The organism is Thermococcus atlanticus (assembly GCF_054657855.1).
Window position 1 is genome coordinate 1803802 of record NZ_BAAHXX010000001.1, and the last position, 22263, is coordinate 1826064.

Genomic DNA, 22263 nt, shown 5'->3' on the forward strand with positions numbered 1-22263 from the left:
TAAAATAAATTTTTCGTGATTTTAGAACCTAAAATCAATTTTCACCATAAAGGAACACAAAAAGATAGAAGACCAAAAAGAAGACTCAAGAGACCCAGTGCCTTGGTGTGAACTGGTCTGGAGCTATTGAGGCCTTTATTTTCATTAGGATGTAATAAATGATCCCTGTCAGTATGAATGTCTGTACCGGGGGTATCCCGACAAAATGCCTGTACTGCATGTAATATCCAACTACAATGCCAATAGCAAGTGTTAATGTTGCTATCCAATTCCATCCCTCAATGTCCTCCCACTCCTCCTTTCTAAGTACAAAGAAGTCTGTCATTATAATTGCAGCCATTGCCGGAAAAACAATGCCAAGCAGCAGGAGAAACTGCATATATCTGCCGAGAATACCTGCAAGAGCAAGGATTATGCCTATCACAGTTAAGGCAGCTGTTGCTATTGCTCTCCCTCTGCCCGTTCTAAGGTTAAGCATGTTGGAAAGAGCCAGTCCTGGCGTGTAAACATTGACAATCTGTGTAGTCCACTGAGCAATGAACATCATGAAGTATGCCCAGAAGGGATAACCCAGTGCAACCATAACAGCAACTATATCCCACGATCCCACGCCCACTGCCATTATAGCACCAACGATCATGAGAACGAAGCCCACTATCATAGTCAATGATGGCATGAGCGCTGCATCCTTCCATGTTGGTTTGCACATTCTGCTATAGTCCGATATCATAACCCACTGACATACATTGACACCTATGACTGTTGAAACAGCCAATGTCCACGCCATGGCATGTGATGGCTTCCAGCCTGCTATACCTGAAACGCCATGAAGCCTTATTGAGAGATAGACACCAAGACCAAATATGAACAGTCCTATTGGAACCGCCAGATAGTCAGTCCACTTTATTGACGTATACCCGATAATTGCTGGAATTGCAAAGATTATCCCGAGTATTAAGGTTATAACTGCCCACGCAGCCCAGTTTGCCTGGTAGTTAATGCCCAAAGCTGCACATATTGCATTCCCCATAACTGCGGTTTGAATTCCCCACCATCCAAGACCCATTAGAATCACTGCAAGTGCTATTAAAGTCCTTGCTTGAAGACTGCCAAAAGCCTGTCGGGCTATAACTGTAGATGGTCTTCCGACTTTTGCGCCGATATATGCCTGGAGTGCATCTCCTATCCACGTAATAAAGAGGGCTAATGCCACAACTGCCGCAACTTCTTTGACGCTTAGGCCTTTTATGAGTCCCGCTCCTACCATAACAACAGGAAGGCAGAACTCAACACCTGCATATACTACTGCAGGGCTTATCCAAGACTCTCTGCTTGTCAGCGGCACCATATCTATGGCTCTATCTTTCTCTTCCGATGTCTTCAACTTTTCTACTATTCCCAAATTTCACACCTCCACAAAGCTATAAAGATAATCAAATACGCATCAGCTCCCTTTCAGCTCCAGTAAGCCGGACCCCCATTCCATTTACAAGAACATCATCCTCTATCCTAATCCCAAATTTCCCCGGAAGATAAATCCCCGGCTCAATTGTGAAAACCATACCTTCACGGAGAACTGTGGAAGCACCCGGTGAAATGTATGGCTCTTCATGCACATCAAGGCCAAGACCGTGTCCTGTCCTGTGGGTAAAGTACTCTCCATAACCCGCTTTGACTATAGTCTCCCTCGCAGCCCTGTCAACATCTCCAGCAGCTATGCCATCTCTTACGGTTTGGAAAGCCCTCTCCTGAGCTTCCTTAACCGTTTCATAGACCCTCTTCACTTCTTCAGAAGGTTCTCCAATCACCACAGTCCTCGTTATGTCGGAGCAGTAGCCCTTGTATCTGGCACCATAATCGAGGACAACAACATCTCCCCGCAGGATCTTCCGATCGCTTGGTCTGTGATGCGGATTTGCACCATTCGGCCCTGATGCCACGATTGGTTCAAAAGAAACCCCATCGGCTCCGAGGCTTTTTATGAGATACTCGATCCATGCGGCGAGCTCCCTCTCACTCCTTCCCTCGATCTTTTCATCTATTAGAGCGTAGAAGACTTTATCAACAATCTCAGCTGCTCTTTTTAGGAGTCTGGTCTCTTCACCGCTTTTAATAATTCTGAGCTTTGAGAGAAGCGAGTTAAGGGTGCCTAGCTCGTAGTTTTTAAGAAACTCAGCTTTTAAGAGTATTCCAACAGGCATGTTGTCATCCACAAGTACTTTGCCTTTCCTTGGAATACTCTCAGCGAAGATTTTGCCGAAGATTGTGTAAGGGTTCTCCCCGTCGCGCCAGAGGAAAACTCTGCCGAATTCCCATTCACTGAGCTCATTTTCATACAGCTTGGGAGCTATTATGACCGGTTCCCCTTCCGCAGGAATGAGCAAAAGGAAAAGCCGCTCCAGTGATCCAAGAGGGTTTATTCCCGTGAGGTAATAGAAGTTGGAGCCAGGGGCGATGAGGGCCCCACCGGCTTCCCTTTCTTTCATCATCTCCTGAAGTTTCAAGAGCCTCCTCCAATAGTCCATCAGCCCTTCCTCCTCCGTTCCCTCAGGGATTTTGTTTTTTCCCAGTCAATCTCCATCCGTTCTGGATCAATAACGACACCATAAACTTCCCTCGCAGTTTCAAGGAAAATCAGGTCATTTCTGTAGTCCTCAAGAACAAGCTCCGGATCCCTTTCAAGGGGATCGCCCCAGCCTCCGCCACCAGAGGTTCTGATGCTTATCAGATCTCCTTTCTTCAGCAGCTCTGCTGAGATCCTGCGTATCTCCTCTCCCTTTCCGTCCCGGTATACAATAACCCTGTTACCGGGTCCGGGAAGGCCGCCATCAACACCCCACGGCGGGAAGTCATGCCTGCCCACCTGAATTGTAACCAGGGCCTGGCTGTTCAGGATTCTGTATTCCCTGATGACACCAAAGCCACCCCTGTGTTTTCCATGTCCAACCCCATCCTCAACGTTCAGCATATATCTCTCAACGAGAATCGGGAAGTTCCGCTCATAGACCTCAGACGAGGCTATGTATGTTTCCCCATCTCCACAGGCCACGAGGCCGCTTGTTCCGTCCATGTCATAGCCTGCACCCCATCCTCCGGGCTGAGGTTCAACAATGGCAAATGGCTCTCCTGTTCTGTCATTGATGCCACCGACTATCGTTGCTATTATCGAGAGGAAGTGACCCGCTGTTAGTTTTTCCGGGACGTGAGGTGCCAGTGCTTTCCAGACCAAGTCAGTTGCAAAGGCTATGGCCTCCCAGTCTGTTGACGTGGGGGCAGGTTTTATTGGATGGAATATGGTGCCTTCAGGGGCTATAACCTTCAAGGGGCTGAAGAACCCACCGTTTGGATAGGCATGGGGGTCGGTTAGGGCCATGTAAACCTCCCTAACGCCTGAAACCGTTGCCGGGTAAGGAGAGTTTATGGGACTCGTGACCTGCTCAGCACTTCCCGTGAAGTCGACAATGAACTCCTCATCCGTTATTGTGATCTTCGCCCTCACATAGACGGGCTCTTCAGTCCCGGCAATTGAACTGTCGATGTAATCCTCCGCCTCAAACACTCCCTTCGGCAGTTCCTTGAGCTTCAGGAGTGCATACTTCTCCCCATCTCTAAGGAGTTTTTTCATCGCCAGCAACACGTTATCAACGCCGTATTTTTCAATCAGGGACTGTATCCTTCTCTCAGCAACCTTCATTGATGCTGCCTGCGCCTCCATATCCCCGAGCGTGTACTCAGGCATCCTTGAGTTTTCAAGGATTATGTCTATAACATCCCTGTTTGGCTTTCCTTCCTTGTAGAGCTTAACACAGGGGAGCTGAATTCCTTCCTGATATATCTCCGTGGCGTTGGGGTTCCAGCTTCCAAAAGCCATGCCCCCAACTTCAGTCCAGTGCCCCTTGTTCAGTATCATTCCAATGAGCTCATCCCTATAGAAAACAGGCAAAGCCAAGGTTACGTCGTTCAGATGGGTTCCTGATTCATAGGGCACGTTACTCACAATGACGTCTCCCGGGTGAAGGTCGCTTCCCCATTTCTCCAGCACCTCCCTGGCGGCAAAATCCAGGACTCCCGAGAACGCCGGGACACCGGGAGCTTGGGCAATGAGTTTTCCTTCGGAGTCTGTCATGCCAACTGCAAAGTCCAAGACTTCATATATAACCGGACTCTTGGCCGTTCTTGCAAAGGCCTGGAACATCTCCTCATTGGCAACGACAAGACCGTTCTTTATTATCTCCAGAGTGAAAGGATCCACACTCATTCAATCACCCCCTATAAATGATGATGTTTCCGTATCTATCCCTCATAAGCTCCTGATTTTCGAGGACAAGCACTGTTGATGTTGGATCTTCAAGAATAGCAGGTCCTCTGATCCTCTTTTCAACAGGTATCTTCCTCCTGTCAAACACGGGCATGTTAATGAAATCACCGTGTATGAAAACATCCCTCTGTTCTTTTATAGCATCGTCCACTGAGAATTCCGCTTTCCTAATCTCCCTTATTGCCGGCCGTTTGACTTTTACGACACCAACCCCATGGAAGTTCACTATCTCAACAGGACTGTCTGGAAGCCTGAAGCTGTATGCTCTCTCATGATACACATGGAACTTCTCTATAATGTCCGGGATGTCCTTCTCTTCAATGACACCACTCTTTATCGGCACCTTAACGGTGTGCTCCTGTCCTTTGTACCTCATGTCGGCATAGTGGAATATTACCAGATCCTCAACACCAAAACCTTCCTCCTCCTCAAAAATTCTGGTTAGCCTGCTGTCGACCTGGGAATACGTTTCATTGATGGCCTCAACGCTTTCAGGCCCAACCTTAAGGACGTTTGTTGTAATAACATCGTGCCTTATATCCGTCAGAAGCATTCCCCATGCCGAGAAAACCCCGGGTGGGATGGTTGGGATTATTATCTTTTTGATTTCAAGATCCTCGGCTATGAACGGGGCAAACATCGGCCCAGAACCACCGTGAGCTATCAAGGAGAACTCCCTGGGATCATAACCCTTCTGCACGGAGATTATCCTTATTGCATTGGCGGCGTTTTCATTTGCAATCTTAACGATGCCCTCAGCGGCTTCCTCAACAGAGATGTTATAGTAATCGGCTATCTTCTTCACAGCCTTCACAGCCAAATCCCTGTATATCTTCATCTCACCACCCAGCAGGTATTCAGGATTGATGAGGCCGTTTATAGCATACGCATCGGTAACCGTTGGTTCTTCTCCCCCCTTTCCGTAGCATGCCGGGCCGGGGTCGGCACCCATAGCCTTCGGGCCTACCCTCAGATTTCCAACTTCATCGATCCATGCTATACTCGTCCCTCCATTTCCAACCTCCTCGATCTCTATTACAGGAACCTTCACGGGATAGCCGGGGTTGAATTTATCACGTCCCACAAAGTATTCGCTGTGAACCTTTGGTGTCAGATTCTCAACGAGGCTGGCCTTTGTCGTGGTGCTTCCCCCATCGAGGATGATCACGTTCCTTTCACCTAAAAGTTCGGCTATTGCTATGCCTCCAATAACTCCCGCAATCGGCCCCGACTCTATCGAGTATATCGGAAACTCCTTGACAAAATCAAAGGAGGCCATTCCACCGTTAGAGAGCATAGAGAAGAAAGAACCCTCATACCCCATGCCCCTTATTTCCTTTTCAAGTATCGATAGGTAACGCACCATCTTGGGCTTAACAAAGGCATTGAGCACAGCTGTGCTGGTGCGCTCATATTCACCCCATTCCCTCGTGATTTCATGGGCCAGTGTTACGGGCACATCCTCCCTGCCTTCCTCTTTCAAAACTTCTTTAACAATTTTAGCCGCTTCAATTTCATGCTCTGGATTTGCGTATGAGTTGAGAAAGCTGATGCATATTGATTCAACACCCTCACCTAGGAGCTTCTTGACGGCTTCCCTTACCCCTTCAACATCCAATGGCTTGAGCACACTTCCATCACCCAGTATCCTTTCATTAATCTCAAGGCTCAGATACCGCGGTACAAATGGCTTGGGTTTTCTGTATCTGAAGTTATACATGTCCCTCCGGTTGGCTCTCTGCAGTTCCAGAACGTCCCTATGGCCCCATGTGGTTAGCAATCCAACTTTGGCACCATCCCTCGTAATTATGGAGTTTATGACAAGGGTCTGGCCGTGAATAACCATTGTCACATTGGACATGTCGAGCTGGCTCTTCCTAACGGTATTTAAAACACCCACTGAAGGTTCAAAGGGCGTAGTTTCTCCTTTTACCCATACGAAATCACCGCTCTCATCGTCATACCCAACTAGGTCCGTAAAAGCACCGCCGATATCAACACCCAATCTATACCCCATGGTTTCGCCTCCTGGAGTGTATGTTTAAATTTTCCATATTATGCGCCCAAATTATATACAAATACGAAAATACGCTGATATTATTTAAATATTTTTGAGCAATATTTAACTACTATACCTATACAGAGTTTGACTATAGTAACGGTTAAAGCTAAATTTGTGCATTTATTTGAGTTAAAACTTAACACATAACCCTTTTATAGAACCAGATTTGACAAAAATTTGAAATTTTAAAGGAGGTAACTGATATGGTTAAAGTGTTCAATCTTAATAAAAGGTGGATGGAGAATGCTGGACAGGCAGTGGAGATTCTCAACGTAAATGAGAAAATTCAAGCTGGAATACTCACAATGCCCCCACACGCCAGACTTCCGGAGGAAGGACTCAGCCTCCATAAGGAGCATCATGAATTTGCCTATATCATCGAAGGCGAAGTTACGCTGGTTACAGATAAGGGGGAATTCCCAGCAAGGAGTGGAGAATTCATATACAACGAACCCAACACCCCCCATTACACGGTGAACAAAACGGATAAACCTGCCAAAGTTCTGTGGATGCTTGTTAAAGTTTAACAAACTCAAAAGCAATGGAGGATAAAGCTCAGAATTCCCTCTCCACCAAAAATTCCGCGAGAAGCTCCAAATCCTTCCTCGCCTCGCTCTCCGGAAGAACCTTTAATGCTTCGTTGGCCTCTTTCACGAGGTTCTTGGCGTATTCCGCCGCATAGTCAATGCTGCCGTACTTCCGCAGGAGTTCTATGGCTCTGGCCACCTCTCCCATGATGTCCTCATGGATTAAAGCGTCGCCCTTTGCATCTCCCGCATATTTTCCAAAGACCTTCAGGAACTCCTCCTTGTCCTCCTCGCTCGCATTGTCAAAGAAGTGGCTGACTATGAGCGTCTTCTTGCCCTTTCTTATGTCGCTCCCCACGGGCTTCCCGAGCTTCTCCTCGTCGGCTATTAGGTCGAGCACGTCGTCCCATATCTGGAATGCTATACCCACGTTTCTGCCCCACTTTGACAGAGCCTGTATGTACTCCTCGTTGTCCGTCCCAACTATAGCCCCTATCGTCGCCGAACCGTCAAAAAGTGCCCCCGTTTTCCCGCTTATCATTCTGAGATACTCCTCAACGGAAACCTCCTCCCGGGTTTCGAACTCAATATCCAGTGCCTGCCCTTCGCAGAGCTCATTTGAGGTCTTTGCCATGACGTCCAGAATCCTGACCACCTTTGAAGGTTCCACAGGCGTCTTTGCTATGGCCTCAAAAACCTTTGAGAACAGCAGGTCTCCCGCTAAAATCGCCATGTTGACTCCCCAGAGCTTATGCACGGTTGGCCTCCCTCTGCGCAACTCATCCATGTCCATTATGTCGTCATGAACAAGGGAGTAGTTGTGAAGGAGCTCCACCGCAGCTGCCGGGTAGAGCGCCTTTTCAGGGTCGCCGCCAACAGCTTCAGCCGCCCTGAGGACGACAAACGGTCTGACTCTCTTCCCCCCAGCAAGGGGGTAGTGTCTTACCGCACTGTAGAGCTCTTCGGGGTCTTTTTCAGGGATAAGTTTGAATATGACATCATCAACAATCCCTGCCTGCTCCTTTATCCTCCTGAAGAGAGCATCAAACTTTCCCATTTTATCACCTCACCCTATTTCCACAGAGTACCCGTTCCTCGATACAAAGACATCCCTTCCTATTAAATAACCTTCCTCTTCAGCAAGCTCGGCATAGTGGGTTAGCATTCTGAAGTCGCCGTGTGCCGGGATTATATTTTCAGGATTGAGGATTCTGACCAGGTAGCGGTGGTCTTCCCTGCTCGCATGGCCTGAAACATGTAAGTCTTTAATCATTCTCACACCCTTCATTTTAAGCTTTGTCTCCAGTGCATACCGCTGGGCCACGTTGAGGGGATTGGGAATAACCCCTGCGGAGAAGACAACAGTATCATCCCTGCCGATATCATAGAGCTCACCGTTTGCCATCCTCGTTAAAACCGCTCCCGGCTCCCCCTGGTGGCCTGTGACTATGAGGAGGTAGTTCTCCCTCGCTCCGGAGACCTCCTTGAGAACCTTTTTGATGGCATTCGGGCTCCTCAGAACCCGCGAACCCTTCATTTTGATGAGGCCGAGCTGCTTGGCTATTCCGGTGTATTTTGCGAGCGAGCGGCCTATCAGCACGGCCTGCCTGCCCATGGCGTTTGAAACCTCAATCAGCTCCTGAAGACGGGCTATATGAGAGGCAAACGTCGTTGTTATTAGACCGTTCTCCTCCATTCCCTCATAGAGAAAGAAATCCTCAATTAGCATCTTTGCAACAGCCTCGCTCGGTGTCTTTGTCGGCTGGGCAACGCGGGTGGATTCCGGAATCAGAACCTTAACACCCTCCTTCCCGAGCTCCTTCAGGCGTTTATAATCGGGTCTCTCTCCAAGGGGGTTGTTATTGTCAAATTTGTAGTCGCATGCATAGACGACGGCTCCCTCAGGAGTGTGCACGACAACCATGGAAGACTGGGGAATCGAATGGGTTATCTGGACAAACTCTATCGCGAGGTTCTCGCTCACCTGCACGATTTCGCCGTAGTGGGTTTCATACATGGGGTTTTTAACCTCGAAGTACTGCTCGCTTTTGACCTCGCTCTTGGCGAGCTTTATTGTGTAGGGCGTGCCGTAAATTGGCACATTGGGGTAGTGGGGGGCAAGCTTTGCCACCGCACCGATGTGATCAAGGTGGCCGTGAGAAAAAGCTATCGCCACAACCTTCTTATCTCTGATTGATCTATCATCCGGGATAGCTCCAAGCTTCTGGAGCTCCTTTGTCGGAAAGTGCTGAATGCTAACATCCTCATGGATCAGAACACGGTCAAGCCTGATCCCCATATCGATTATAACAACCTCTCCGTTGTATTCAACGGCAGTCATGTTCTTTCCTACTTCCTCGTAACCGCTAAGTGTGTGTATCTTTATCATATCTTATCCTCCCTTCTGGCCTCTAAGCTCAGACGAGCATAAGGCCACGCTGAGTAATAGTTGAGGGCGGGGTTTAAAAAGGTGTGCATTTTGGAGTTGCATAATTGTTAGGACAACCGGTGTATGCCCGGTAACTGCGGTGTTCCAGACAAAAGGGAAAAAGAAAACAGAAGAGGCCGCGCTGGAATGCAACACAGACAGAAGCCGTCGTCCCGCCAAAAATCATGTGCTCACAATAAAATAAAAAGCCATGGACAAGACATTAAGAACCGCAAGGGGCACATCGGCTCCTCAGATACCCCCTCAAATAAATCCTCTGCTCAAGCCACTCCCGTGTGAATCCCGTAATCACGAGAGGAACCTTTCTGAGCTCCTCGACGTTTTTAGCTCCCACTAAAAACATTGCGTTCCTTATTTCCTCGATGTAGCGCCTGAGAACCTTGATGACGCCCTCAACGTCGCCCTTCACCGCTGGTTTTAGAAGGGGCAGAGCAACGCCTGCAAAGCTCGCGCCCATCGCCAGTGCCTTTGCCATCGTTATGCCATCGCGCATGCCACCGGTGGCTATGATGGGCAGATCCGTTGAGTAGCGAACCTCAGCGACGCTTATAGCGGTCTTAATCCCCCAGTCCCAGAACTTAAGGGCGAGATTCCTTCCCATCCCGTCCTTGGCACGGTAGTACTCAACGGCGCTCCAGCTCGTTCCTCCGAGGCCGCCGACATCGATGGCATCAATGCCGATGCTCTCAATCCTTACCGCGACTTCCTTTGAAACCCCTGCCCCCGTTTCCTTAGCTATTATCGGGTATGGAAACTCGGCCTTAAGCTCCGCCAAAGCTTTAAGAACACCCCGATACTGCGTGTCTCCTTCCGGCTGGACGCTCTCCTGAAGGGGGTTCATGTGTATAGCGAGGGCATCGGCCTGAATCGTCTCCACCGCCTTTAACGCCTCCTCTATGCCGTAGCGCCCCGGAATGGTCTCCGAGAACTGCGGAGCGCCGAGGTTTCCGACGAGAAAAACGTCGGGGGCAACGTCTCTAACGTAGTAGCTCTCCCAGGTCTCGGGCTTCCTTATCATTGCCCTCTGACTGCCGACGCCCATCGGGATGTTCAGTTCCTGAGCGGCCTTCGCTAAAGTCCTGTTTATCTTTCCGGCCAGCTGGGAGCCCCTTGTTCCGCCGGTCATGCCGGCTATGAAAATCGGATAGTCAAAGCGCCTCCCTAGGAACTCGACGCTCAGGTCTATCTCGTCCTTGTCTATCTCGGGCAAACTCATGTGGACGAAGTGGACATCTTCAAAACCGTTGGAAACGTGGGCCTGGACGTTTCTTTTAAGGCAGTGCTCTATGTGCTCGAACTTCCTGATGATCGTGAGTTCTTCCCTATCGAACGCCTGCATTCATACCACCAACGGAAGAATGGCGGGAAAAGTTAAGAGGTTTTTGGATGCTCGTTTTCTATCGGCTGACTCTTTTCCAGAATATCTTTATGGCAAAGTTTATCCAAACCAACATCAAAGCAGCTAAACCCACCAGAAAGAGGAGTAAGAGACTAACTTTCAGGATTTATCCTCGTCCCGAAGCCATCGCCCCTTATCGCCCCGCTCAGCCTCCCCGGGACTTTGCCGTTTACGAACCACACCTCTGAGTGCTCGGCTATCTTCTCAGCTTCGCTCAGCTTGTTGCAGATACCGCCGGTGACATCGGTTCCGGCAGCGGTGCAGTGGAGCCTTTCGAGGAGAGCGGGTATCTCGTCCTTCGAGAGGTTCTGGATCAGCCCCCCTTCACCGGGCTTTCCGTCGTAGATTCCGTCGACGTCCATAAGGAAGATCACCTTCTCCGGTTCGAGCATCTTGGAGAGGTAGGTTATTATTTGATCGCCTGAAAGGATGTCGATGCCCTTCGCGAGGTCTATCGAGACGTCCCCGAAAAGAACGGGGATGAAGCCCAGCTCCAGAAGTCTTTCCACGACCTCAAGGTCCCCGTAGGTTACCTCGCCGTTCTCGGTTATGAAAACGGAGGAAGTTGAGACGGAAAAAGCCGGCAAGCCCTCGCGCACGAAGGCCTCTATAAAGCGAGCGTTGGCCCTGAGCATGGCCTGGTGGGTGAGCGTAAAGCCTATCCTCCGGAAGCTGGCCCTCTCCCAGTCCTCAGGAAGGCCCTCCCGTATCTTATACTTCTTCGCCTCAGGATGCCCGAAGCTCCCTCCTCCGTGGACGATGATGAAGCTCTCGCGGGGGTAAAAGCCCGCTATCTCCTTAGCTATGTTCCCCACAGTTTCACGGTCGAAGTTCCCGGGCTCACCCTTCTTATCGCTGAAGACGCTGCCGCCGACCTTGACGATTATCATGGCAGAACCTCCTCTATGCGAAGCCCTTCACGGCTTATCCTCGTTATCATCGGCGTCCCGCCGGCTATCGTTATGGCCGTTGCAACCTCGCTCTGGTTCTCCGGGGCTAAAGCGTACATACAGCCACCACCGCCGGCACCGGTTATTTTAGCGCCTATCGCCCCCGCAACCCTCGCGGCATAAACCAGCTCGCTGAGCTTCTTTGTTGAAACTCCAAGGGCGTCTAAGAGGCCGTGGTTGATGTTCATGAGCCTTCCGAGCTGGACTAAGCGGAGCTCTTCGTCGAGGTCGGAAATTATGAACTCCTTAGCCTTCTCGACTATCTTGCCCATCGCAACGAGAAGGGGATCTATAACCTCCGGCATCTCCTCGTAGGTTCTCCTCACCATTGCAACGAGCTCCTTGGTGGAGCCGCTTGAGCCGGTGTAGCCCACAACTATGGGCAGCTCCATGAAGGGGAGGTGCTCGAAGTTCCCCTTCTCGTAGTGGATGAAGCCGCCTATGGCCGAGACGGTCGGGTCTATCCCGCTCGATGCCCCCTGAACGAGGAGCTCAACCCTGTGGCCGAGTTTTCCTATCTCCTCGTTGGTAAGCTCCAGGCCGAAGAGTCTCGAAACGGCTCCGATGGTGGCAACAGCTACCGCCGCAGAGCTTCCAAGGCCCGCTCCAACAGGAATCTGGGACGTTATCGAGACCGTTACACCCTTGTCCTTGCCAGCTTCCTCCCTCACCAGCTCTATCGCCTGCCTGACGTAGCTGAGAACCTCAGCAGCTTTCCCGTAGTCGCTCTCGAAGTATATCTCATCCTCGGAGAAGGAAACGGTCAAACCAGGAACGCGTATGTCCTTCGCTTCAATCTTTATCGCCCCATTGCTGTTGAACTCCGCTCTAACGTAGGTTCTCAAATCTATGGCAGCGGCTATCGCGGGCTTTCCGTAAACGACGCTGTGCTCGCCGAAGAGTATAATTTTAGCGGGTGCAGAAGCTAAAACCCTCATTTCTGACCCTCCAAGAATTTTTCAATCAGTGCAACGAACTCGTAAATGTCCTCCAAGTGCTCATGGAGCACCTCAAAAGCCAGCTCGTCGTTAATTTTTCCCCTCATTCTATCGCCTCCAGCCCGAGGTAGTCGTAGTAATACCTCTTAAAGTCCTCCCGCTCCTTGAGCGTTTCATACGCGAGGTCGTAGAGGAAGGTCTCATCCCTGCAGAAGAGAACCCTTCCCCTGAGGCACTCCCTTTTGAGATAAATCGGAAGGAGCTGGAAAATCTGGACGTCGTATTCATCCGGCAGGTATCCAAAAACCAGCTCCCTGAACCTTTTGGGTTTCCTTCATAGTAAACGCAGAGGCCTATATCGCTGTCCTTCCCTGCCTCACCGCGTGCATGGGATCCGAAGAGAATGAGGAACTTAACCCTATTCCCGCCGAGCTCAAGGATTCTCTCCACGGCGTCTTCCAGTTTCATGTGTGAAAAATGGGAAAAGTCCCTTATCACTCTTTCGTTCACTTCCTCATCACGATGCTTGCATATCCTACTATTGCATCGGTCGAACGGCTCACCTCATAGCTCGTCGTGTAGTGCAGGATTTCAGCCTCAACCGCCCCCTGCATTCTTGAAAACACCACTGCAGCCGCCACTCCTCCCGGGCCGCACATCGTGTGCCCCATCTTCCTTATCTCGCTGAACATGCCCCTGTAATCAAATTCAAGGATCTTCTGAATAACCCTGAAGTCCCACTCCTTTATCCTGCCCAGCAGATCCTCCCCCCTCGCCCTGAAGGGCACGTAGCCGTAGGCATAGCCGTAGTGCATGAAGTCTGTGCTTGCAATAACGACAACGTCCCTGCCGAGTTCCCTGGAAGCTTCAAATATGGCCTTTCCAAGGGCTTCTGCGGTTTCAGCATCCTGCAGGCCGAGGGCAACCGGCACTATCCGAACCTCCTTTCCGGCTTTCCCGGCAAGGTACTGGATGAACGGCAGCTGAACCTCTATGGAGTGCTCGTATTTGTGGGCAAGCTCATCGAGATCAGCGATTTCAGAACGTTTTGCAATTTCTCTGCCAAGCTCAAAATCCACCTCAACCCCACCGAGGGGTGTGCTCCATTTTCCGGAAGGATAAACCGCCACAGGAGAGCCCAGTCCCGTGTGATTCGGCCCTATTATAACGAATGTCTCCGGAAGACCATCCTCGAATATCGCCCTATACGTTCTCGAAGCGGTGTATCCCGAAAAGATGTAGCCCGCATGGGGAGCAACTCCCGCCGTTATCTTTCTCCCGCTGCCCTCTCCGCCCAGATCCCTGAAAAACCCCTCAAGCATTGCCACAAGCTCATCACCAGCAGGATAAAACTGCCCTGCAACCACAGGATACCTCATGTTCTCACCCCCTCTTAATTCCGCTTCAGGATTTATATTTATAGTGTTTGAGCCCAGACACCGCAGGTCTTTTGGGGCACTGTTGAGCTTATCCCAGCAGCAGCTGATTTCAACATGCTCAGTGCCCAAAACCAGTTTTCAGTCCCGAACCCGTAAGGGGCAGAAGAACCCTCGATTTTTCTTCAATTCTGCCTGAAGCCGTTAGCTTTTTCAGTGCAGCCAGAACCACCGCAGAGGTGGGCTCAACCAAAAAGCCCATGTTCCAGAGCTCGTGGAGGGCATTCCCTATCTCCCCATCCCCAACCGAAACGCACACACCCTTCGTTTCTCTGAGAACCTCCAGCATCTGCTCCCTCCTTGGAGGCTCGGGAATCGCTATGCCCTCCGCCAGTCTGCTCCTCTCCCGGCTCCGGGTGCAGAGACTCTCGAATCCCTCCGCCTGAACAGCGATAAAGACAGGAAGCCTCTCGATTTCACCCATCTTTCTCAGTTCAGAGAATCCCTTCCAGAGGCCGAGGAAAAGCGAACCGCTCCCGACCGGCGAGATGACGTAGTCAACATGCCCGATCTGCTCGAAAGCTTCATAGGCCGCCGTCTTCGTCCCCGCCAGAAAGTAGGGATTGAGCCAGTGGGAGATGTAGGTTCCACCATCAAACCCCAAAGCCGCTTCATGGGTTTCCATCCTTGAGCCTTCAACTTCATGAACTTCCGCACCCAGCATCTCAAGCAGCCTCTTCTTTCCCTCACCTGTGGACTTCGGAATAAATAGATGTGCCTTCAGCCCCTCCGATTTCGCAAACATCGCCAGGCTTATCGCGGCGTTTCCGGAGGAATCGAGGACAACCTCCCATATTCCCTCCTCCTTAAGCTTGGCAACGGTTACGTAAGTGCCCCTGTCCTTGAACGAGCCTGATGGCATCAGATATTCGAGCTTGAAAAGAGCCCTGACCCCCTTTATCTCCCTCTCCACAATTGGGGTTACCGGAGGGATTAAACGTGGAGCATGCTCCTCCCTGATCGGGAGGAAACCGAGATACCTTCTGATATCAAGATACTCCTTCCTGAGGAGGTCTCCAAAGGGTTTCTCAAAGTTGCTGACGGCATCAAGAAGTCCGCCGCATTCACAAACAAGCCGGAACCCCGGATATGCCCTGCCGCATTTTATGCATCTGAGCATTTTCCCACCCCTGGATATTACGCAAAGGCTTTTATTTATCTTTTGAGAACCGATATCAGGTGAGGGATATGAAGTTCGTATCGGCGGATAGACCGCAGACTAAAGAAGGCTATCAGTACCACATAGCATGCAAACCCGGGGATGTGGCGAGGTATGTTTTGCTCCCCGGCGACCCCGAGAGGGTGCCGAAGATAAGCTCCCTCTGGGACGAAGCTAAGGAGATAGCCTTCCACAGGGAGTACAGGACACACACCGGGAAATATAAGGGAGTTCCCATAAGCGTTACCTCGACAGGGATAGGCGGCCCATCAACGGCGATAGCCATAGAGGAGCTCGCGGCGATAGGTGCGGATACCTTCATCCGCGTCGGTTCGACCGGAGCGATACAGCCGGGAATGGAGATAGGAGACCTGATAATAGCCAGGGCGGCGGTGAGGCTTGAGGGGACGTCAAAGCAGTATGTGAGGGTCGAGTATCCGGCGGCTGCGGATTTGGAGGTTACCATGGCCCTAATAGAGGCTGCCGAAACCCTCGGCGTGCGCTACCACATCGGCATAACGGCCTCAACCGACAGCTTCTACCTCGGTCAGGGCAGGCCCGGGCTGAAAGGCTACTTCCCGAGCTTTGCCGGAAACATAGTGAATGACCTCAGGCAGGCAAACGTCACCAACTTCGAGATGGAGGCAGCGACGCTCTTCACCCTTGCGGGCATCTACGGACTGCGTGCAGGATGTGTGTGTGCGGTCTTTGCCAACCGCGTTACGAACGAATTCGGGAAGGCCGGGGAAAAGGAGGCAGCACTGGTTGCCAGTGAGGCTGTGAAGATACTCGCCGAGTGGGATGAGGAGAAGGAGAAGGCAGGGAAGAAAGTGTGGTTCCCGGGGCTGAAAAAGCCCTGATGCGGTTTTCGCTTTTCTGTTTTCTCTAAATCGGTATCACAGGCTTTCAAACACTGTTAGTCTTGTTCCAGTACTCCTGAATCACGGGAAAATTTCTTTAAGTTCAAAGCATAGATTATTCCGGTGGTCTCATGAGGGTTCTTAAAAACGTGCACCTCGTTGATGGCACGACGGCAAACGTTTATCTTATCCTGCAGGAGGGATGGGTGGCGGTTATAGATGCCGGCCTTCCGGGGGAGCATAAGAAAGTTCTGGAATATCTTAAGGGGCTCGGGTTTGCCCCAAGGGATGTCAAGGTTATAATAGCGACCCACGGACATCATGATCACATAGGATCGCTTAAGGCTTTGAAAGAGCTTACGGGTGCTAAGGTGGCGGCCCACAGGGAGGAAATCCCGTACATAATGGGTGAAAGGTGGAGCAGCGAGCCTGTCGGGGTGGATATTCCCCTCAAAGATGGGGACGAGATTGCCGGCCTGAGGGTGATCCACTCGCCGGGGCACACACCGGGCAGCATAGTCCTGTATTCAGAGGAGCTTAGGGCAGTTTTTCCGGGAGATTTGGTCCACGAGGAAGGGGGCAAACTGCATGAAATCCCTCACAGGTACTCAATGGATCCTGAAATGAACAGAGGAGCCATAAAAAACATCCTGAAGCTGGATTTTGAGCATGTCCTGCCCAGCCACGGCAGACCGATTCTGAATCAGGGAAAACTCAGATGGAAGGAACTCATTGATGAGCTTTCAGGGTTAGAAACATGAATGGTGCGGTGGCCGGGATTTGAACCCGGGCTTGCGGCGTGGCAGGCCGCAGTCCTAGACCAGACTAGACTACCACCGCTCTGCTGCCGTTAGTTAATGAGCTGGGGGTGATTTATAAGCTTTTCGCTCTTTTCCACGGATAGATTTATAAATCCACACCTGAAGAATTAACTGGTTTGCCCCGGTGGCCTAGTCTGGATAGGGCGCGAGGCTGCGGACCTCGAGATCCGGGGTTCGAATCCCCGCCGGGGCGCCACCAGATTTTCCGGCAGACTGCATCCCAGGTTCGAAAAATCACTCACCCGTTGCTCCTTTCAGGGCATCCTTGCAGGCGCATCTTCTTTCCTTCGGGATGTATTCAACGGCCTTCATCAGCAGGTACTTTATCTCCTCGCTCTTCTCCGCCATCAGTTCGACGACCTCGCTGTGCGTTAGCTTTGTGCTGCTTATCCCAGCGGCAAAGTTGGTAACTATGGCGACACTGGAGTAGCACATCTCAAGCTCCCTCGCAAGTATAGCCTCAGGGCACTGGGTCATTCCAACGACATCCGCTCCGAGTATTCTCAATGCTCTAATCTCCGCCCTCGTCTCAAATCGGGGCCCCTCCATGCAGGCATAGGTGCCAACCGGATGATACCTGAACCCAAGCTCCCTCGCTGCCCTGATAACCGCCTTCCTGAGCTCCGGACAGTAGGGATCCGTGAAGTCCACATGAGCCACGAACTTCCTCTCATGGGGACTCTCATCGCCGTCATAGAAGGTGTAGTGCCTGCTCTTGCTGAAGTCGAGAAGCTGGTCAAGGACTACGAAGTCTCCTGGCTTCATCTCCTCGTTGAGCGAGCCAACGGCTGACGTTGAAAGAATCCTCTCAACCCCGAGCTCATGAAGTGCCCATATATTCGCGTGATAGTTTATTCTGTGCGGCGGAACGCTGTGTTTCTCACCGTGTCTTGGCAGAAAGGCTATCTCCTCCCCCCTGTATGTCCCAATCTTCACCCTGACAGTTCCGTAGGGTGTTTTCACCTCTTCCTCCCGGATATTCTCCAGCAGCTTTGGGTCATAAACTCCAGAACCACCGATTAAGGCTATCCTCGGCATATCATCACCTTAAAAGAGTTCAGCAGCATGTTTAAAACATTATTCTTTTTCCCAGATTTTCTTCTGCTTATGGGATTTGTCCTCCAGATCATCCCTGACGCTTTCACCCGCCTGTAGCTCAAGTATCTTCGTCAGGATTTCGCTCAGCAGCCATGAGCCCCATTTAGGGTCTTTAACCTCAAGTGCGGCATCTATGGCACCATCTATGTCGCCCTCCTTCAGCCTGCTGACCGCTATGCTGCCGAATGCAAGGGAGCGCACGTGGGTGTCCATTATTTCCCCTGCGAGCTTCATAGCATCTTCATATTCCCCGATTTTTGCGAGGTATGTGACCGCCTTCGCTTTGATGGAATCATCACCCGCTTTGAATCCCACATGCTCAACAAGCTGCTTATACCTCGGATTTGCGGGCCTGGAGAGAAGCCCATCAAGGATTATCTTCGCCACAAGATCAAGCTCGCTCCCGTGCAGATTATCCACAATGCTCTCCAGAAGTTTCTCCTGATCAATTATATTCGAAATCAGACCCGAGAGAATCTTCACCCTCTCCTCTTCAGGGAGATTCCGTATAATCCCGAGCACAAATGATGTTTCCCCGTAGCTGCCAAGTCCTATGAGGAGAGCCCTCAGAACCTCGGGGCTTACTGATTTGGGCATGCTGAGGGCTATGTCAACAAATTTCTCGTAGGTCTCCTTCGGGACATCCGCGTTCTTCAAGTGCACCGCCACTTCACGCATTGCTTCGGACAGCCAGTATTCGCTGGTGAGGTTCCTCAGGATTTTTATTGCACTTCCAAATTCCTCCCGCTCCAGGTGAACCTTAAGGATTTCAACCGCCGCTATCGAGTGCCACGGCTCGCCCTGAATGTATTTAAGGGTAACATATGCCCTCTTTATGTTCCGGCCCTTCAGATATTCCCTGAGTATCTTGAGGAGCACGTCATTTCTTTTAACATTGCTTTTGATGTTTCTGCCATAGAACAGAGCATCGTTCAGCAGTCCAAGCCCCATAAGCCGGTTGACGAGTGCCTCTATCATCTCATCATGAAGGGGCTGGGGAAAGCCCCTGACTATCTCATATGCCTGATAAAAAACCTTGTTTGATGCCTTCACAAGCCCGGACTTATACAGATAGCCCCCTATTTCAATCAGAGCCCGCACAGCACTGATGGGGCTCTCTATCCTGCTGACTGCATCAAAGGACTGCTTGAAGGCGTCCTTATACGTTTCATCCTCCAGTTTATGCAGGTAATACCCTATTCTGGCATATGTTATAGCCCGGAGATATCTGTCGCTTATCCGGGATGCCAGCTCAAGAACCTCACGGTAGATACCGGGATTATCCATATTTCCACCATTACTTTTTGAAACCTCAGGGTATTTAATAATTTTCAAAATAGCCGCGGAATTAGAAATGTGTTGAGATTGAATTAGACAAAAAACGAAAATCAGCTCAGGTCGTCATAGACAACGCTGATAATCTCCCCGTCATCGAGGGATACATAGCTCACCTTTATCTTCTTGCCCGATTTGGGGTCAACAACCACGAAGTCTGGCTTTTTCAGGTATTCACTCCTGGGCATCTTCCAGACATCGCTGTAATGCATCTTTAACTCCCTGACAAACTTATCAATATCCTTCTTAACTATCGTTGGCATAGACATCACCGGTACTATATACTACCTTTAAATATAAAAAGCTTTCTAATCGTCGTTCGTTAAAGATAATATCGTTGATTGTCGAATTCACCGCCTCAGGCACAGCATTGCCCCTCTGGGCACCCCCAGTTCCCTGGCTAGGGGAGGGCACTTCGCCTTCAGGAGGTAGAACACCCTCCCGTCCTTAAATTCACTCAGGGTTTCAAAATTGCCCTGACCCTTGGCTATTATGAGGTCTGCCTCCTTAAATGCCTCCATGAACTCGCTGCTCAGGCCACCGGAGGGAACCCCCACGATCCTGCTGCCTGTGGAAATCACAATTCCCACATCCCCAAAGCCCGCAGCCAGGAGATCCTCCACGGTGGCATCGTTGATTATCGGTCCCTCCTTGGCGGCGATATAAATCCTGAGCTCAGGGAATTCCTCTTTTATCCTCTCGATGAAAAGTCTGTCAAAGTATATCTCGCCGCAGTTGTCGGTAAGGTAGAGCAAAGTTTTGGCGTTTTTGAGCCTTTCAAATAACTCCCCGCTCTCATCTATGTAAAGCTCCTCATCGAGCATTTTCATGATGTCCTCCTCAATTTTCTCAGGATCATATCCCACAGCGAAGTCTATGACATTTCCAGCTATTGAAAGCTTAAGTGCGCACTTAAGGTCGATGGTTAGCTTTTTCCTGAGGTCTTCAACGAGGGATTTTGCCAGAAGGTTTGACCTCACCTTATACGCCTTAAAGGGATCATCATTTTCCAGATAGTCATAGAGCATCAGAAAGACCTCGCTCCCGAGGATAGCGGGGATGGCATCATGATTAAAATGTTCCCCCAGAAATTTTGCAGCCTTTATCATCGCTTCCCTCCTTTTCCCGGCATCCTCCGTGCTCAGCTCCGCCACCCTCTGTGACTGGGTTACTATGCAGGATAAGCATTCGTAGTGAACCTTCATCCAGATCACCAGAGGTATCTGGGCATGTCCATTTTTAAGCCCTCCGGGACAGCAAACATGACGGACAGACCCCTAAGGATTATAAACTCCCGAGCATTGTTTCTTATGGTGAGTGAAAATGGCTTTAGAAAACCTCGGGAAGGCACTCAATAATGCATTAAGGAAGCTGGCCCGTTCAAACACCGTTGACCAGGCTCTCATCAGGGAAGTTGTGAGAGATATTCAGAGGGCCCTCATTCAGGCTGATGTTAACGTCCGTCTCGTCCTTCAGCTGACCAAGAAGATTGAAAAGAGGGCGCTGGAGGAGAAGCCCCCTGCAGGTGTTTCAAGGAAGGAACACATAATAAAAATCGTCTATGAAGAGCTCACAAACTTTCTCGGAAGGGAGGCCAAGCCGATTGAGATAAGGGAGAAACCCACGGTTCTGCTGGCAGTCGGCATACAGGGTTCGGGCAAGACAACGAGCATAGCTAAGCTGGCCAGATACTTCCAGAAAAGGGGGTACAGGGTCGGTCTGGTGTGCTCCGACACCTGGCGTCCCGGTGCCTACCAGCAGCTGAAGCAGCTTGTGGAGCCCTTCGGAATTGAGGTCTTCGGAGATCCGGATGAGAAGGACGCCGTGAAGCTTGCGAGGGAGGGGGTTGAGTACTTCAGAAAGAAGGGTGTCGACATAATTATCGTTGACTCCGCCGGAAGACACAAGGAAGAGAAAGGCCTCCTGGAGGAGATGAGACAGATAAGCAGCTCAATAAACCCCCACGAGGTTATCCTCGTTGTGGATGGAACAATCGGTCAGCAGGCCCACAATCAGGCGCTGGCCTTCAAGGAGGCAACCCCTCTGGGTTCAATAATAGTAACCAAGCTGGACGGCTCGGCCAAGGGAGGAGGGGCGCTTTCGGCGGTCGCGGCCACCGGGGCACCCATAAAGTTCATAGGGACGGGGGAAAAAATTGATGACCTCGAACCTTTTGACCCCAAGAGGTTCGTCTCAAGACTGCTCGGGATGGGGGACATAGAAGGTCTCCTTGAGAAATTCGAGGAGCTGAGCAAGGAGCAGAAGATCAGGGAACAGGATGTAGATAAGTTCCTCAAAGGAAAGTTCAACCTGAAGGACATGTATGCCCAGCTTGAGGCCATGAGCAAAATGGGGCCGCTGAAGCAGATACTCCAGATGATCCCCGGCCTGGGCTATTCCCTGCCCGACGATGCGGTGAGGGTTAGCGAGGAGAGGCTGAAGAAGTTCAAAATAATAATGGACTCCATGACGGAGGAGGAGCTTGAGCGCCCGGAGATTATAAACTACTCACGCATAAAAAGGATTGCGAGAGGTTCCGGGACAACCCCCAGGGACGTGAAGGAACTCCTGAACCAGTACAACCAGATGAAAAAGTTCTTCAAGAGCATGGACAAGAGAAAACTTTCTAAACTTGCAAGGGGATTTAATCTGGGAGGTATCTGAAAATGATGGAGGTCTTCATCCTTATTGTTGTGAAGCCCGGGAATGAGGAGAAGGTTTTCAACAGACTCAAGGACAATCCCCGGGTCAGGGAGATATACAGGCTCTATGGGGAGTATGACATCGTTGTCAGGATAGAGGTTAACAGCATCAGGGAGCTCGATGAGTTCCACGACAGTGTCCTGAGGAGGATTAAGGAGATAGAAATGACCGAGACCTTAATAGCCAGCTCTTACGGGAGCTAGGGGGC

Annotated in this window: 21 protein-coding genes and 2 tRNA genes; 6 read left to right on the top strand and 17 right to left on the bottom strand. The window is 50.7% G+C overall.

Features of this window, described 5'->3' with window-relative positions:
• Positions 1-85 precede the first annotated feature (85 nt).
• Genes ACYQ27_RS09640 through ACYQ27_RS09655 form a run of 4 tightly spaced genes read right to left on the bottom strand, consistent with a single transcriptional unit; the run spans position 86 to position 6335 of the window.
• Positions 86-1402, bottom strand: coding sequence for a purine-cytosine permease family protein (locus ACYQ27_RS09640; protein ID WP_456453857.1), 1317 nt, complete (start codon positions 1400-1402; stop codon positions 86-88).
• A gap of 31 nt (positions 1403-1433) precedes the next feature.
• Positions 1434-2525 (bottom strand): M24 family metallopeptidase, encoded by a 1092-nt coding sequence (locus ACYQ27_RS09645; protein ID WP_456453858.1) that lies wholly within the window; start codon positions 2523-2525, stop codon positions 1434-1436.
• Positions 2525-4258 carry a hydantoinase B/oxoprolinase family protein gene (locus ACYQ27_RS09650; protein WP_456453859.1) on the bottom strand — a complete coding sequence of 578 codons (1734 nt, stop codon included), beginning with the start codon at positions 4256-4258 and terminating at the stop codon, positions 2525-2527. Before ACYQ27_RS09650 ends, ACYQ27_RS09645 begins: the two co-directional genes overlap by 1 nt.
• Positions 4259-4262: 4 nt before the next feature.
• Positions 4263-6335, bottom strand: a complete 2073-nt coding sequence (locus ACYQ27_RS09655; RefSeq protein ID WP_456453860.1) for a hydantoinase/oxoprolinase family protein — start codon at positions 6333-6335, stop codon at positions 4263-4265.
• 248 nt (positions 6336-6583) lie between these two features.
• On the opposite strand from ACYQ27_RS09655, the gene ACYQ27_RS09660 reads away from it, so the two are divergent.
• Positions 6584-6907 (top strand): cupin domain-containing protein, encoded by a 324-nt coding sequence (locus ACYQ27_RS09660; protein WP_456453861.1) that lies wholly within the window; start codon positions 6584-6586, stop codon positions 6905-6907.
• A gap of 28 nt (positions 6908-6935) precedes the next feature.
• Here ACYQ27_RS09660 and ACYQ27_RS09665 read toward each other — a convergent pair whose 3' ends face one another.
• From ACYQ27_RS09665 to ACYQ27_RS09700, 8 genes are all read right to left on the bottom strand, one after another.
• Positions 6936-7964, bottom strand: coding sequence for a polyprenyl synthetase family protein (locus tag ACYQ27_RS09665; RefSeq protein ID WP_456453862.1), 1029 nt, complete (start codon positions 7962-7964; stop codon positions 6936-6938).
• A gap of 9 nt (positions 7965-7973) precedes the next feature.
• Positions 7974-9296: an RNase J family beta-CASP ribonuclease gene (locus ACYQ27_RS09670; RefSeq protein WP_456453863.1), complete on the bottom strand. Its 1323-nt coding sequence runs from the start codon at positions 9294-9296 to the stop codon at positions 7974-7976.
• A gap of 262 nt (positions 9297-9558) precedes the next feature.
• The gene (gene fni / locus ACYQ27_RS09675; RefSeq protein ID WP_456453864.1) at positions 9559-10695 is read right to left on the bottom strand and encodes a type 2 isopentenyl-diphosphate Delta-isomerase; all 1137 of its coding nucleotides are present in this window, start codon (positions 10693-10695) and stop codon (positions 9559-9561) included.
• A 152-nt stretch (positions 10696-10847) separates the two neighbouring features.
• A complete protein-coding gene (locus ACYQ27_RS09680; RefSeq protein WP_456394951.1) occupies positions 10848-11645 on the bottom strand; it encodes an isopentenyl phosphate kinase in 798 nt (265 codons plus the stop codon).
• Positions 11642-12643, bottom strand: coding sequence for a mevalonate kinase (locus ACYQ27_RS09685; protein WP_460041550.1), 1002 nt, complete (start codon positions 12641-12643; stop codon positions 11642-11644). The genes ACYQ27_RS09680 and ACYQ27_RS09685 overlap by 4 nt, the downstream gene beginning before the upstream one ends.
• 108 nt (positions 12644-12751) lie before the next feature.
• Entirely contained in the window at positions 12752-13153 is a 402-nt protein-coding gene (locus ACYQ27_RS09690; protein WP_460041551.1) for a nucleotidyltransferase domain-containing protein, read from the bottom strand.
• The gene (locus tag ACYQ27_RS09695; protein WP_460041552.1) at positions 13150-14022 is read right to left on the bottom strand and encodes an MEMO1 family protein; all 873 of its coding nucleotides are present in this window, start codon (positions 14020-14022) and stop codon (positions 13150-13152) included. The genes ACYQ27_RS09690 and ACYQ27_RS09695 overlap by 4 nt, the downstream gene beginning before the upstream one ends.
• A 118-nt stretch (positions 14023-14140) precedes the next feature.
• Positions 14141-15199, bottom strand: coding sequence for a pyridoxal-phosphate dependent enzyme (locus ACYQ27_RS09700; RefSeq protein WP_460041553.1), 1059 nt, complete (start codon positions 15197-15199; stop codon positions 14141-14143).
• A gap of 68 nt (positions 15200-15267) precedes the next feature.
• Here ACYQ27_RS09700 and udp point away from each other — a divergent pair, with 68 nt between their 5' ends.
• The gene (gene udp, locus ACYQ27_RS09705) at positions 15268-16098 is read left to right on the top strand and encodes a uridine phosphorylase (RefSeq protein ID WP_460041860.1); all 831 of its coding nucleotides are present in this window, start codon (positions 15268-15270) and stop codon (positions 16096-16098) included.
• Between the two features lie 131 nt (positions 16099-16229).
• The gene (locus ACYQ27_RS09710) at positions 16230-16859 is read left to right on the top strand and encodes an MBL fold metallo-hydrolase (RefSeq protein ID WP_460041554.1); all 630 of its coding nucleotides are present in this window, start codon (positions 16230-16232) and stop codon (positions 16857-16859) included.
• Between the two features lies 1 nt (position 16860).
• On the opposite strand, the gene ACYQ27_RS09715 is transcribed toward ACYQ27_RS09710, so the two are convergent.
• A tRNA-Gly gene (locus tag ACYQ27_RS09715) sits at positions 16861-16938 on the bottom strand.
• A 99-nt stretch (positions 16939-17037) separates the two neighbouring features.
• Here ACYQ27_RS09715 and ACYQ27_RS09720 point away from each other — a divergent pair.
• Positions 17038-17115, top strand: a tRNA-Arg gene (locus tag ACYQ27_RS09720).
• Positions 17116-17153: 38 nt separating this feature from the next.
• On the opposite strand, the gene mtnP is transcribed toward ACYQ27_RS09720, so the two are convergent.
• The 4 genes from mtnP to ACYQ27_RS09740 all read right to left on the bottom strand — a co-directional run bounded on the left by mtnP (position 17154) and on the right by ACYQ27_RS09740 (position 20557).
• Positions 17154-17957 carry an S-methyl-5'-thioadenosine phosphorylase gene (gene mtnP, locus ACYQ27_RS09725; RefSeq protein ID WP_460041555.1) on the bottom strand — a complete coding sequence of 268 codons (804 nt, stop codon included), beginning with the start codon at positions 17955-17957 and terminating at the stop codon, positions 17154-17156.
• Positions 17958-17996: 39 nt separating this feature from the next.
• Positions 17997-19304: a hypothetical protein gene (locus ACYQ27_RS09730; RefSeq protein ID WP_460041556.1), complete on the bottom strand. Its 1308-nt coding sequence runs from the start codon at positions 19302-19304 to the stop codon at positions 17997-17999.
• A gap of 101 nt (positions 19305-19405) precedes the next feature.
• On the bottom strand, positions 19406-19615 hold the full coding sequence (locus ACYQ27_RS09735; protein ID WP_456394981.1) for an RNA chaperone: 210 nt from the start codon (positions 19613-19615) through the stop codon (positions 19406-19408).
• Positions 19616-19702: 87 nt separating this feature from the next.
• Positions 19703-20557: a damage-control phosphatase gene (locus ACYQ27_RS09740; protein WP_456454310.1), complete on the bottom strand. Its 855-nt coding sequence runs from the start codon at positions 20555-20557 to the stop codon at positions 19703-19705.
• Between the two features lie 118 nt (positions 20558-20675).
• Between ACYQ27_RS09740 and ACYQ27_RS09745 the strand changes: the two genes are divergently transcribed.
• Together ACYQ27_RS09745 and ACYQ27_RS09750 are read left to right on the top strand one after the other, a co-directional pair.
• A complete protein-coding gene (locus ACYQ27_RS09745) occupies positions 20676-22016 on the top strand; it encodes a signal recognition particle protein Srp54 (protein WP_456454312.1) in 1341 nt (446 codons plus the stop codon).
• A gap of 2 nt (positions 22017-22018) precedes the next feature.
• Entirely contained in the window at positions 22019-22258 is a 240-nt protein-coding gene (locus ACYQ27_RS09750; protein ID WP_456394962.1) for an Lrp/AsnC ligand binding domain-containing protein, read from the top strand.
• Positions 22259-22263 lie beyond the last annotated feature (5 nt).